The 13175-nt window shown below is 71.0% G+C and carries 13 protein-coding genes; 6 read left to right on the top strand and 7 right to left on the bottom strand.

Annotated elements, in window-relative coordinates:
* Positions 1–13 precede the first annotated feature (13 nt).
* On the top strand, positions 14–1018 hold the full coding sequence (locus VFZ70_10280) for a lysylphosphatidylglycerol synthase transmembrane domain-containing protein (protein HEX6256182.1): 1005 nt from the start codon (positions 14–16) through the stop codon (positions 1016–1018).
* Here VFZ70_10280 and VFZ70_10275 read toward each other — a convergent pair.
* Genes VFZ70_10275 through VFZ70_10265 form a run of 3 tightly spaced genes read right to left on the bottom strand, consistent with a single transcriptional unit; the run spans position 1015 to position 2909 of the window.
* Positions 1015–1317, bottom strand: a complete 303-nt coding sequence (locus tag VFZ70_10275; protein ID HEX6256181.1) for a hypothetical protein — start codon at positions 1315–1317, stop codon at positions 1015–1017. The genes VFZ70_10280 and VFZ70_10275 overlap by 4 nt on opposite strands.
* Before the next feature lie 55 nt (positions 1318–1372).
* A complete protein-coding gene (locus VFZ70_10270; protein HEX6256180.1) occupies positions 1373–2026 on the bottom strand; it encodes a class I SAM-dependent methyltransferase in 654 nt (217 codons plus the stop codon).
* Complete coding sequence (locus tag VFZ70_10265) at positions 2019–2909, bottom strand: glycosyltransferase family 2 protein (GenBank protein HEX6256179.1); 891 nt, start codon at positions 2907–2909, stop codon at positions 2019–2021. The genes VFZ70_10270 and VFZ70_10265 overlap by 8 nt, the downstream gene beginning before the upstream one ends.
* A gap of 94 nt (positions 2910–3003) precedes the next feature.
* Between VFZ70_10265 and VFZ70_10260 the strand changes: the two genes are divergently transcribed.
* Complete coding sequence (locus tag VFZ70_10260) at positions 3004–3771, top strand: SGNH/GDSL hydrolase family protein (GenBank protein HEX6256178.1); 768 nt, start codon at positions 3004–3006, stop codon at positions 3769–3771.
* Positions 3772–3875: 104 nt separating this feature from the next.
* Positions 3876–5228 carry a mercuric reductase gene (locus VFZ70_10255; protein ID HEX6256177.1) on the top strand — a complete coding sequence of 451 codons (1353 nt, stop codon included), beginning with the start codon at positions 3876–3878 and terminating at the stop codon, positions 5226–5228.
* Positions 5229–5373: 145 nt separating this feature from the next.
* On the opposite strand, the gene VFZ70_10250 is transcribed toward VFZ70_10255, so the two are convergent.
* The 4 genes from VFZ70_10250 to VFZ70_10235 form a co-directional block, all read right to left on the bottom strand.
* A complete protein-coding gene (locus tag VFZ70_10250) occupies positions 5374–6378 on the bottom strand; it encodes an NAD-dependent epimerase/dehydratase family protein (protein HEX6256176.1) in 1005 nt (334 codons plus the stop codon).
* A gap of 81 nt (positions 6379–6459) precedes the next feature.
* Complete coding sequence (locus VFZ70_10245) at positions 6460–7989, bottom strand: hypothetical protein (protein ID HEX6256175.1); 1530 nt, start codon at positions 7987–7989, stop codon at positions 6460–6462.
* On the bottom strand, positions 7986–8849 hold the full coding sequence (locus tag VFZ70_10240) for an ABC transporter ATP-binding protein (GenBank protein ID HEX6256174.1): 864 nt from the start codon (positions 8847–8849) through the stop codon (positions 7986–7988). The genes VFZ70_10245 and VFZ70_10240 overlap by 4 nt, the downstream gene beginning before the upstream one ends.
* Position 8850: 1 nt before the next feature.
* Positions 8851–9411, bottom strand: coding sequence for a TetR family transcriptional regulator (locus VFZ70_10235; protein HEX6256173.1), 561 nt, complete (start codon positions 9409–9411; stop codon positions 8851–8853).
* Positions 9412–9737: 326 nt separating this feature from the next.
* Between VFZ70_10235 and VFZ70_10230 the strand changes: the two genes are divergently transcribed.
* From VFZ70_10230 to VFZ70_10220, 3 genes are all read left to right on the top strand, one after another.
* Positions 9738–10943: an acyl-CoA dehydrogenase family protein gene (locus tag VFZ70_10230; GenBank protein HEX6256172.1), complete on the top strand. Its 1206-nt coding sequence runs from the start codon at positions 9738–9740 to the stop codon at positions 10941–10943.
* Between the two features lie 58 nt (positions 10944–11001).
* On the top strand, positions 11002–11424 hold the full coding sequence (locus VFZ70_10225) for a DUF6194 family protein (GenBank protein ID HEX6256171.1): 423 nt from the start codon (positions 11002–11004) through the stop codon (positions 11422–11424).
* Positions 11425–11869: 445 nt separating this feature from the next.
* Entirely contained in the window at positions 11870–13174 is a 1305-nt protein-coding gene (locus tag VFZ70_10220; GenBank protein HEX6256170.1) for an MFS transporter, read from the top strand.
* Position 13175: the final 1 nt, after the last annotated feature.

Raw genomic sequence — 13175 nt, 5'->3', positions numbered from 1 at the left:
ACGATCGGGTGCAGTGACGTTGGACACGGAGCCGGCCCCGGCACGCGGCGACGCCCCGTCTCCGGCGGGTCGCCGGGTGACGGTGCGCCGCGCCCTCCGCGTCGGTTGGATCGTTCTGCTGGTCGCCGCCCTGGTACTCGCGCTGCGGTCGCGCTGGAGCGAGGTCGCAGCCGACCTCGCGACGCTCGACATCGGGTGGCTGGTCGCCGCCGCACTCGCAGGCCTGATCGGTCTGGGCCTGAGCGCCGGCATCTGGCACACGATGCTCATCGGCATCGGCGAACCGCTGCCGGTCGGTGCGTCGCTGCGGGTCTTCTACGTCGGGCAGGTCGGCAAGTACCTGCCGGGGGCGGTCTGGCCGGCGGTCACCCAGGCTGCGCTGGCGCGGGACCACGGCGTCGCGCCGCGGGCGACGGTCTCGGCGATCACGTTGTTCCTGTGGGTGCACCTCGTGACCGGCGCGGTGGTGGGAGTGGCCGTGCTGGCGGCGACCGGCGTGCTGCCGCGCTGGTTGCTGGTCGGCGTGCCGTTCCTGCTGGCCCTGCTGGCTCCACCGGTGCTGCGGTGGTGTCTGCAGCGACTGCTCCGCCTCGCCCGCCGAGAGCCGTTGCGGGCGCTGCCCGACGGCCGCCACCTCATGGCCGCCTGTGCCTGGGCGCTCGGCATGTGGGCCGCGTACGGCGTGCACCTGCACGCCGCGACCGCTGCCGTCGGCCAGCCGGTGGGCCTGTGGCGCGGCGCGGGGGTGTTCGCTGCAGCGTGGGTCGTCGGGTTCGCGCTGCTCGTGGCCCCCGCCGGCGTCGGACCACGGGAGGCGGCGATGGTCGCGTTGCTGCCGCTCGATGCCGCCACGGGCTTGCTGGTCGCGCTCGTGTCGCGCCTGATCATGACCGGCGCTGATGCGGCGTGGGCCGTCGCGACGGGCGTGCGGCCGTCGCTGGTGCGGCCGTCAGCCGCGTCACGTCGACCTGGTACCCAGCAGGCGCCTCCGACGGCGACGACGGGCGACGGTTCCTAGCGCCAGGCCAGTGACCGCGACGCCGCCTCGGCGAGGTCGCCGGCGCTGTTGCCGGCACGGCTGCCGAGCTTGGCGATCGCAGCGCCGAGCAGTTGGCATGCCGCGCTGTCGGTGCGGTCGACGCCGTGCAGTTGCAGGGACTCCAACGCCCACTCGAGCGTGCGTGTCGCGTCCTGCGACAGCTGCGCGCACCGCACGAGCCGGTCGACGGCCGGGTGGTTCGCGGTGGCCGTTGCACCGTCGAGGTGTCGTGCGGCCATGCGGGCCTGCGTGATGAGCGAGGCACGAACGCTTGCCATGCTTCAGATGCTCCGTACTTGAAGGTCGAACGGGGGGTGGGTGGGACCGTCGGGTTCAGTTCCGACGCGCCCAGGTGATGGTCCACGGCAGTGGCTTCTCCACTGCCCGGATGCCGCCCACCTGACTGACGAACTTCAGGAACGACGGCGTGGACCAGTGGTTGAGGTGCCCGGGGGTGTTGCCCCAGTCCTGCACGTGGCGGCCCGCCAACAGGTTGCCCGCCCGGAAGATCGGTTCGCGTGGGACCGACAGCACAAGGTGCCCATCGGTCACGCGGGCCATCTCGGCCAGGCCGATGTGGGGATCGGCCAGGTGCTCCATGACCTCGACCGCGACCACGACGTCGAACGCGCCGTCGGCGAAGGGCAGCCGACCGGCGTCGCCGTGCACGTAGCGCGGGCCGGGGTGCTCACGCCACCAGCCGCGCAGGTCGGCGTCGGGCAGGTCGAGCGCGGTCACGTCGGCCCAACGCTGCTGCAGGCGCTTGGCGATCATGCCTTCGCCACACCCCACCTCGAGCACGCGTCCACGAGGAGCCTCGGCCAGCACGCGGTCGAGGATGCCGTCGAGGCGCGCCAGGAACCGGTTGGTGAGGAAGCGGATCGCCGGGTTGGCCGACCCGTACTTGTGGTGGTGGTTGCCGGTCACGACGTCGGGCGTCTCGGGCGCGGACTCCGGCGCGCCGGCCGGTGGCACGGTCTCAGTCATGGCGGTTCGTCCGCACGATCAGGTCGGCGAGCAGGCCCAGGCTGAACAGGATCAGGCCGCTGAGCACCAACATCGTGGCGTTGCCGGTGATGCGCAGCGACTTCGTGAAGATGTCGAAGATGATCTTGCCGGTGCCCAGCGTGAGCAGCGTCAACGCGACGGGCGCGAACACACGCAGCGGTTCGAAGTAGGTCACCATCCGCACGACCTGCAGGATGTAGCGGTAGGCGTCCTTGATCGGGTGGAAGTGGGACCGTCCCGCCCGCGGCGCGTACGCGATCGGGAGGTACTCGACCAGCAGGCCGTTCGCCAGGAACGCGAGCGTGATCGTCGTCACGCAGGAGAACCCAGCGGGCAGCAGCCCCAGGTACGGCAGCGCGTGCTCGCGGGAGAACGCGCGCAGACCCGAGTTCAGATCGGGGATCCGACTGTCCGACAGGTACTCCGCCAGGCGTCGGATGAGCCACTTCGCGGGCACGCGCAGGAACTTGTAGGTGCCCTCCTCCGACGTGCGGGCGCCGACGACCTGGTGGGCGTGGCCCTCGACCAGGTGGTCGACGAGTTCGGGGATCCGCTCGTTGGGATACGTCATGTCGGTGTCGGTCCACACGACGTACCGGCCGGCGGCCTCGAGCGTGCCGATCCGCCGCGCGGTCCCCGACCCGCGGTTGGTGGGGAAGCGCAGCAGGCGCACGAAGGGCATGCCCTCCACGCGGTCGCCGGTGCCGTCGGTCGAGCCGTCGTCGACGACGAGGATCTCGAATGCGTAGTCGGTCGCCTTCAGCGCTGCCGAGATGCGTTCGACCTCCGCGACGACGTGTCCCGCCTCGTTGTAGGCGGGCAGCACGACGGTGACGTCGAGCGTGGGTCGAGCTTCAGCCATGCGGCAGCCGGTGGGGACGGGGATGGACGGCGCCACGGAAGCATAGCGGTCACGACCATCCGCCGTTCGCCTGCCAGGGCTACGATCACCCGCCGTGAGGTACAGGCGCGCACTCGGAATCGCCGGTGTCCTGGTGGCCGCCGGCGTGGTTCTCGTGGTCGGCGAGATCGTCGCCGCCCGTGGTCGCACATATCTGGTTGACGTGCCGTTCACGTTGGAGCGCACGGTCGGGATGCCGGCCGCCGGGGCGCCGCCGTTGGAGCTGCGGGTGCTGGGTGACTCCACCGCCGCGGGCGTCGGAACCGATCGCGCACGCGACGCATTGCCGTCGTTGCTGGCCGAGCGCGTCGCGCGGCGCACGGGCAGGGCGGTGCACGTCGTCGGACACGGCCGGTCGGGGGCACGGACGGGCGATCTGGCGGAAGGGCAGATCCCGCGCGCCGACGACGCCGACGTGGTCGTCATCGTGATCGGCAGCAACGACGTCATCCACGCGACCGACCCGTGGCGCATGCGCCGGCACACCATCGAGATGCTCGACGAGGCGACCGCGAACGGTGCGCCGGTGGTGCTGGGTGGCATCCCGCGGTTCTACGGAGTCGGCGCCCTCGCCGAGCCGTTGCGTTCGATCGTCGACGGCTATGCGGCCGTGCTCCGCGACGTGCAACGCGACGTGGCAGCCGAACATGCACAGGTCACGTTCGTCGACATCGCCGCGCTCGCCAGTCCGCGGTTCCTCGGGGTACCCGAGTCGATGGCCAGCGACGAGTTCCACCCGAGCACGGTCGGCTACGGCTTCTGGGCCGACGCATTGGCGCCGGCGGTCGTTGCGGCCGGTCGCGCAGGCGGCGTCGAGACCTGACGTGGCCGTGCGCCTGCATGGCCGCCGCCGGACGTGCAACGCTTCGATGGTCCCACGGGTCTACCGTTGTCGTGCCACGCCAGCCGACCCACAGGGAGCGCACCGTGGAGCAGTTCGACGCCGTCGTGATCGGGGCCGGACAGGCCGGGCCCGGCGTCGCGGCCGCCTACGCCGCGCAGGGCAGGCGGGTCGCGATGACCGAGGTCGATCGCGTGGGCGGCACGTGCCTCAACCATGGCTGCCGGCCCACCAAGGCGATGCGGGCCAGTGCCCGTATCGCCCACCTGGCGCGTCGGGCGGGTGACTACGGGGTGCGCACCGGAGACATCAGTGTCGACTTCGCCGCGGTCATGCGTCGCATGCGCGACATGATCGACGACATGCGGTCCGGCATCGAGGAGTGGCTGGCCGGGGAGGACAACATCGAGGTGTTCGCGGGGGCGTCGTCGTTCGACGGCACCGACGACGGCCTGCACCGCGTGCGGACCGGCGACGCGGTCATCGCCTCGGAACGCGTGTACATCGACACCGGCGCACGGGCGACAGTCCCGCCGATCGACGGCATCGACGACGTCGACGTCATGACCGAGGTCGAACTGCTCGCGCTCGACGAGTTGCCGTCGCACCTGCTCGTGGTCGGCGGCGGCTACATCGGTCTGGAGTTCGGGCAGATGTTCCGGCGCTTCGGTGCGGACGTGACGATCCTCGCCGGCGGCGGCGTGGCTGGACGCGAAGACCCCGAGGTCTCGGCTGCACTGGCTGACATCCTCACCGGCGAGGGGGTGCGCCTCGTCGAGGGGCGCGCGTCGCGGATGCGTCCGCACGACGATGGCGTCGCGATCGCGGTGGGCGCCGAGGAGGTGGTGGGCAGCCACGTGCTCGTCGCCACCGGTCGGGCGCCCAACGCCGACCGCATCAACGCCGACGCCGTCGGACTGGAGCGCGACGACCGGGGCTACGTGCGGATCAACGGTCGGTTCGAGACATCGGTGCCCGGCATCTGGGCGCTCGGGGACGTCAACGGCCACGGTGCCTTCACCCACACGGCATACCACGACACGGCGATCCTGCTGGACCAGGAGCGCACCGTCGACGGTCGCATCACGACGTACGCGATGTTCACCGATCCGCCGCTCGGCCGGGTCGGCATGACCGAAGCGCAGGCGCGTGACAGCGGTCGTCAGGTCCTGCAGGCACAGTTGCCGATGTCGTCGATCAGCAGGGCGAGGCTCGATGGTGAGACGGAGGGTCTCATGAAGGTCCTCGTCGATGCCGAGACCGAGGAGTTTCTCGGCGCGGCGTTCCTCGGCATGCACGGCGACGACCTGGCCCAGGTCATCGGGTTCGCGATGCAGGCGGGTGTGCGCTACCCGCAGGTGCGCGACGCGCTGCCGATCCACCCGACGGTCGCCGAGTTCGTTCCCACGCTGCTCGGCGCGCTCGAACCGCTCGACTGAGGAGCCGGCCACCGTGCGGACCTCGCCCTCGCCAGTGCCGCGGCGCGCGTTCGCCCATGCGTCGCCTGCACCCGGGCGTCGGGCGCGCGTTGGAGATCATCGACGTGACTAGCAGCGCCGCACATCGTGCTCGGCACGCTGAACGTCAGGAGCCCGCCGCGCTGAGCAGGCGTGCCTCGATGTCGGGGTCGAGGCCGACCGGCTGGATGTAGGCGCGATCGGGTGGCACCGGCGGCGCGTCGAGCGACTGCAGCCACGCCGACGTGTCGGCGACGGTCTCGTACACGGGCCGGCAGTGCAGGCCGTCGCTGACCGCCTTCGACACGTCCGCGCCATGCATTGCGTCATGGTCCTCGCCGGGCGGCAACCAGATCGGCAGGTCGGTCCACGGCTGGACATCGGCGGCGAGGATCGGCTCCGGCGGCGTCCACCGCAACTCTGCGTCGCTGTCGGTCACCGCGACGCACGCCTCCAGCACGTCGCGCATGGAGGCGTGACCGACGGGGCTGACGACGTCGTAGGGACCGCCGAAGCCGTGCTCAGCCGTGTCGAGGACGAACGCGGCGAGGTCGCGCGCGTCGATGAACTGCACGCCGTTGTCCGCGGGCCCCGGCGCGAGCACCGGGCCACCGCGGGCGATGCGGTGCAGCCACCACGGCAGCCGGCCGATGTCCTCGCGGGGCCCGAGGATCAACCCCGCGCGTGCGAACAGCGCCCGGTCGCCGAATGCCGCCAGTGCGGCGAGCTCGCCGCCGCGCTTGGCCCGCTGGTAGTTGACGTCACCGTCATCGGGCGACGCGTCGCACATGGGCAGGTCCTCGGCGCCGCGCGCCGGCATCGGCCACCGGTAGACCGATCGACTGGAGACGTACACGTACCGGTCGACGCGGTCGACGAGCACGGCTGCCGCGTCGCGAACTGCCGATGGCGCGGACGCCCAGGTGTCGACGACCACGTCCCAGATGCCGTCGTGCAGTGCGGCGAGACCGCCGGATGACGTCCGGTCGCCCGTCAACGAGGTCACGCCGGCGGGTGCCGGCTGCGTGCCGCGGTTGAGGACCGTCACGTCCCAGCCGCGGGCGAGCGCGTCGTCGATGACGGCGGGTCCGACGAAGCTGGAACCTCCGAGGATGAGCAGTCGCTGAACCATGTGACGACAATATCACATTTGATATATCGCAACGCGACGGGTCGTGCATCGGACCCGCAGGTGCGCACGATGACGCCGATGTCACACAGCGCTCGCGCGTCGGTGCAGCCGACGCATCAGCACGACGGTGCAGACCAGCGACACCGCGACACCGACGACCGCCGCCGACACGGCGGCGGAAGGCGTCGCGGCCCACGACGTCCACAGCACCCATGACGTGGGTAGCGGCACGAACGCCCACCGGGCGGGACCGTCCATGAACCACGTCGCCAGCGGCAGGTACAGCGGCAGGCCGAGCCCCTTCATCACCGCCACGCCCTGCACCCGGTTGGTGGCCGTCGCCGCCATCAGCAGCGCCGGCACGACGCTGACCGCGCCTGCGGCGACGGCTGTCGCGGTCGTGCCGGCCGCGCCCGCCGGGTGCGGCACGCCGTCGAGCGGCAGCATCGCCGCCAGTGCGGTCGTCGTCAGCAGCGCCGTCACGCCCAGGCGGTAGGCCAGCAGCGTGGACAGTCCGGCACGCGTGACGTGCAGGGGGCCGAACAGTCCGGCGTCACGGTCCTCGAGCATGAGCAGGCCGGTCAGTGATCCGAACACCACAGGCGTGTGGACCACCAGCAGCAGTCCCTCGATCAGCGGGAGGTGCGGGACGAGTGCGACACCGTGCCGTTGTCGTGCCCACTCGGCGCCCACCGATGCGACCAGACGCGTGACACCTGTGAGCAACGGCACGCTGACCACCAGCGCCACCAGCATGCCGTCGCGCACCAGCGTCCGACGATCGGCGCGAGCGAACGATCGGATCGCCGTCCTCGGCCGATACCGGCGCCCGCGTCCGGGCCACGGCCGCGATGACGGGGACACCTGGACCGACGATGCGGGTCGCGTTGCCGCCGACGACCGTCGTGGCGCGCGTACGATCCACGCCGCCGTGACGACGGTCCACAACGTCAGCCAGGCGATGCCGCTCCACGTCGTCCGACCGAGCAGAAGGTCGACGGCGCTCGTCACCGGCGATGCATACAGCGCCGGTGATGTCGTCAGGCCGGCCAGGTGCGCCAGCGCGGGTGCGATCAGCGGCGCGGCAACGAGCGGCGCACGCATGAGCACGTCGGTCAGCGTCGCCGACGTCGCGGTCACCGCGTACGCAGTCAGACCGAGCAGCGCGGCGAGCAGCGCGACACCGGCGATCCGCGGTGGGACGTTCGCGACGCCCGCGCCGAGACAGACACCCAACCCGGCCGTGATCGACAGACCGGTGATCATCGCGATGCGCGCCGTGACACGCTCGCCCGGCCGGACCGGCGTCACGTGCAGGGCCGCCTCGATACCCTCCAGCCGCTCCAGCACCAGCAGCGCCGGAACGAACAGGAAGCCCAGTGCTGCGACGTCGGTCAGCAGCACGATTGCCGCTGCCGTGCTGCGCGCCGGGGCCGGCACCACCCGCACGACGGCGATCCAGAGCCCGGTGACCACCGCTGTGGCGGCGACCACGCCGAACCGCCACAGCAGTCGCGCCTCGGTGCGGGCCAACCGGCCGACGCGCTCCCGCCCTCCGCGTCCGGGGCCGCGGCTGGTGTGAGGTGAGACCCGCCCGGTGAGCGCGGTCACAGCCGCCGTCCGGTGATGTCGACGAACACGTCGTCCAGCGTCGGCTCGGTGGTGTGCACCGTCTCGACGTCGGGGTTGGCCAGCGCCGCGACCAGGTCGTCCCGGTCACCGTCCAGCGAGAACGTCCGGCTGTGCACCTGTCCGCTGTCCCGGTACTCGACGCGAACCCGGCGGTTGCGGTCGCGCATCGTCAGGGTGCGCGGGGTGTCGCACGCAGCGATGCATCCGTCGACCACGAACGCCACGCGGTCACACAGCAGGGCCGCCGTCTGCATGTCGTGGGTGGTCAGCAGGATGGTCGTGCCGCGGTCGTGCTCGGCCGCGATCAGCGTCCGGATGCTCCGGGCGGTGACGGGGTCCAGTCCGCTGGTGGGCTCGTCGAGGAACAACAGGCTGGGGCCGTGCAGCATCGCGCGCGCCAGGTTGAGCCGGACGCGCATGCCCTTCGACAACGTGCCGACCGCCTGACCCCCGGCTGCGGCGAGCCCGACGGCCTCGAGCAGCTCGTCGATGTCACGGGGCTCGGTCGCGTGCAGCAGCCCGAAGTGCGACAGGTCCTCGCGGACCGTCAGTCGCGCATAGCCGGCTGGCAGTTCGAAGCTGACCCCGATGTGGTCATAGAGCTCGCGCCCCCACGACTGCAGGTCGCGTCCGAGGATCGTGACCGTGCCCGTCCACCCCTCCAGCAGGCCGGTCAGGATCTGCTGGGTGGTCGTCTTGCCGGCGCCGTTCGGTCCGAGGAACCCCAGGATCTCGTTGTCGTGCACCGTGAAGCTCATGCCGTCGACCGCTGGGCGCGACGCCCGGGGATAGGTGAAGCGCAGGTCCTCGACCACGACCGCCACCCGGTCGCTGACCATGTCAGGCGTACTCCACCGTGGATGCCGCACCGTCCCGCAGCGTGGCGTGGGTCGCGAACACGTCGGTCAACAGGTCTGCCAGCGGTCGGCGGCCGTCGTCGCGCTGCCACGCGTCGACCGCCACCTCGAGCAACGAACCCGCCACCGCCACGACGATCCGCGCCCGGTCCGTCGGCACGCCACCCTCCGTGAACACCTCGGCGAGGGCGGTTCGCAGTGCACGGGCGTTGCGGTCCGCGGCCGCCAGCAGTGCCGGCTCCGCGTAGATCAGGCGCGCGCGGTCGAGCGCGATGTCGCGTTCGCGGTCGTAGACGTCATCGAGTAGGTCGACGAGCGCGTCCCGCACGGCGTCGAGTGGGGCGTGCGTCGCGAGACGATGCGCGACGGCGGACAGGATCGGCGGGTCGAACTCGTCCCAGATGACCAGCGATTCCTTCGTTCCGAACCAGCGGTAGACGCTCATCGGTGACACCTCGGCGACGGCGGCGATCTCCTCGACCGTCACCGCGTCGAAGCCCTGCTCGCGGAAGCGTTGGAGCGCGACACGCTGCACCCGCTTCATCGCGTCCAGCCGCTTGCGCTCGCGGAGCGAGGCGGGTCGGTTTGCGTTAGTGACTACCATGAGATAGTAGCTTACAGTTGCTGACCATCGTGCGCTGTGATGGGCGTGGCCCGACTGCCGGTCGCGGGAGTTGCTGAGCAGCTCGCCACGCGGTCCGGCCTCCTCGGAGTACGGACCTGGGGGTTGTCGTAGGTCAGCATCTTCAGGGTCAGCGCCGGCGCCGGACCGTTGCAGCGTGCGCCGGTGTCGGTGCGGCCCACCGTGCCTCGCCGCGGACAGTCGTTGCGTTCGTTCGCGGTGGTCACGACGGGGGCAGGATGGAACCGATGACGACAAGGGGCTCCGCCGTGCCAGTGATCGAGCCGACCGAGCTGTACCACCTCGATGACATGCTCCCCCACCAGGACCGCGCCGTGAAGGACCGTGTGCGGGTATGGTGCGACAAGGAGGTCGTGCCCTACGCCAACGCGCGTTGGGAGGCGGCGGAGTCGATGACCGACCTGCTGCCCGGCATCGTGGAGCTCGACATCGCCGGCGGGACAACGACGGGTTACGGGTGTGCCGGCCTGTCACAGCTCGCCAACGGGCTGGTCTCGTTGGAGCTGGCGCGCGCTGACGGCAGCTTCTGCACGGTCTTCGGCGTGCACTCGGGCCTGGCCATGGGCACCATCGCCATGTTGGGCTCCGACGAGCAGAAGCAGCGCTGGCTTCCGTCGATGGCACGTATGGAGAAGCTGGGCGCGTTCGGGCTGACCGAACCGGAACACGGCTCGGACGCGGTGGCGCTCGAGACCCGCGCCAGGCGCGACGGCGACCGCTGGGTGCTCGACGGCCGCAAGCGCTGGATCGGCCTCGGCGACCGGGCCGACATCGTCATCGTGTGGGCACGTGACGACGATGGCGACGTCGGCGCGTTCATCGTCGAGCACCCCGACGGGCGCAAGGTCGACGGGTTCAAGGCCGAGGTGATCACCGGGAAGATGGGCCGCCGGGCCGTGCTGCAGTCGGACCTGTGGTTCGATGGGGTCCGCATCCCCGCCGAGAACCGACTTGTGCTCGCGAAGTCGTTCAAGGACACGCAGGCGTTCCTCGGCAAGAGCCGCATGGGGGTGGCGTGGGAGGCGGTCGGCCACGCAGAGGCCGCGTACACGTACGCGCTGCAGTACGTGATGGAGCGGGAGCAGTTCGGCCGCTCGATCGCGAGCTTCCAGCTGATCCAGGACAAGCTCGCGCGGATGGTGGCCGAGATCACCGGCATGCGCCTGATGTGCATGCGGATGGCGGAGCTCGCGGCCGAGGGTCGGGCGACGGGACCCGTCGCGTCAGTCGCCAAGATGCACTGCGCCGCGACCGCCCGGACCGTGTGCCAGGACGCCCGCGACATCATGGGCGGCAACGGCCTGCTGATCGAGTACCAGGTCGGCCGGCACCTGGCCGATGTCGAGGTGACCTACACCTACGAGGGCACTGACACCATTCAGGCACTCATCGTTGGCCGTGAGATCACGGGTATGCAGGCGTTCGCCAACTGACGTGCTCCGCGGCGCGCCGCCGCGATCCGCGCGCGGCCGCCGTGGGATACTTCCTCGTATGACCGAGGCCGAGGTGCAGGAACTGCTCGACGCGCTCCCGGGGACGAGGCTGTTCGTCGCGTCGGAGGAGAACGGCTCGCCGGAAGCGGCCTGGGGTGACACGTTCTGCTACTACGACCCCGATGGCACCAACGACCAGAAGTGGCCCTTCGCGACCATAGTCACACACGACACACTCGGGTGGGACGAGGTCTCCCATCTCGATCGGCCCGACGCCTTCCGGCTGAACCTGCATGTGGGTCGAACGCACGTCCCCCCGGCCAGCGACGACATCGACTACAGCGGCAGCAACGCCGTCCTTCCCCACCCGCAGTACGCCGCCCAGGGCTGGGTGGCCATCGTCAACCCGACCGACCGTGACAAGGTCGCGCGGATGGCGTCGCTCGCCCACGATCGCGCCGCGGCGCGGAAGCGGGGCTGACCCTCGCGGCTCCGGGCGGGTGCCGGGACTGCGCTCTGCTCGACCGAGGTGTTCCAGCAGAGCCGTTCGCAAGGCGGAGGTGAACTGCGTGATGGGATGCCATCCTCGACCAGCGCCTGCTTGAAGGGCTGCACGGCGGGATGCGGGTCGCGCCATCGGCCCGTCGCGGACATGGCGGTGGCGCGATTCCAAGATGCGGCTACCCATCAGGATCATCGGGGGTCACGGAGCCGATCCTCCCAACACCTCGGTACGGGACGCGCGATCGTGCGGTCGACCCCGAACCTGATCATGTGTCGCCACTCCGAGAGTCGGCTGACACCAACGGTCGGTGGTTGGCTCGAGCGTGCTGACCGGCGGTCACGGCCGGTTCGGGAGGAGGCTGTGGCCGGTACCGCCCACAGTCGGTCGGCGGTGGAGTGCTGACGCGGGGTACCGTCGGTGGGTGCCATCCACCACAGCGCAGGCCGTCGATGCGGCTGAGCGGTCCGTCCGCGAGTTGCTCGTCGACCCGACGTTCGGGCGCTACTTCGCGGGCAACCTGATCTCCAACTGCGGCAACTGGATCCAGAACGTGTCGGCCGCGACAGCGGTGTTCGCGATCACGCGGTCGGCCACGCTGACCGGGGTCGTCTCGGGCGCGCTGTGGTTCGGCTCGCTGGTGCTGCAGCCCTACGCCGGAGCGGTCAGCGACCGCGTCGACCGACGTCGCATGCTGCTGGTCGGCCAGACGCTCTCGCTGATGGCCTCGGCCACCCTCGCCGTCTGGACCTGGCTGGTCGGGGTCGACGGCCTGCCCGGACCTTGGCCGATCATCGGTGCCACGGTCGTGATCGGGATCGGGCAGGCCATTGCGATCCCGGCGATGCAGGCACTCGTGCCGGCGCTCGTCCCCCCCGTCGATCTCGACCAGGCCATCGCGCTCAACTCAGTGACCTTCACGCTGGGACGCGCGATCGGACCCGGGCTCGCGGCCGGCGTGCTGCTGTTGGGTGGACCGCGACTCGGGTTCGTCGCGAACGCCATGACGTTCGTCCCACTGGTCGTCGTGCTGCTGCTCATCCGTCAGCGCCAGGTCGAGCGCTCCGGCGACACCGACGGTTCGGTGCGCGAGGTGCTGCGCCTGGTGCGCGGTGACCGGAACCTGCTCGTGCTGCTGGCGGCGACGACCACGATCGGCTGGACCAGCGACCCGATCAACACGTTGACGCCGCCGATGGCGGACCTGCTCGGCGCGGGCGAGGCCGCCGTCGGCGTGTTCGTCGCCTGCTTCGGTGGCGGCGCGGCGCTGCACAGCCTGGTGCTGCGCCGGTCCCGCCAGCGACTTGGACAGGACCGTCTCGGCGTCTGGGGTCTCGCGGGGTTCGGCTGCGGCATCATCGGGTTCGCCGTCAGTCCCAGCGTGTGGGTCGCGGCGGGCGCACTGCTGGTCGCCGGGTTCTGCTTCCTCGGTGCGATCACATCCGTCACGACCCGCATGCAGCGCAGCATCGACGAGGACGTCCGCGGCCGGGTGATGGCGCTTTGGGGCGTCACCTTCCTGGGCAGCCGGCCGATCTCGGCGATCGTCAACGGCGGGCTCGCCGATCTCACAGGACCGCGCTTCGCGACCGCGACCGCCGCATGCGCCGCACTCGCGGGCGCGATGCTGCTCGTGTGGGACCGCCGCTACCGCGAACGCACCGCCGCGGTCGCGCACACGTCGGCGGCGTACGCTGCGTCGGCACCGGACGCCGAGCGAGGAGCCTGAC

It is taken from the genome of Euzebyales bacterium (genome assembly GCA_036374135.1).
Lineage (GTDB): Bacteria > Actinomycetota > Nitriliruptoria > Euzebyales > JAHELV01 > JAHELV01.
The sequence above is the reverse complement of the archived record's forward strand: the minus strand, read 5'-3'. Positions and strand labels throughout refer to the sequence as shown.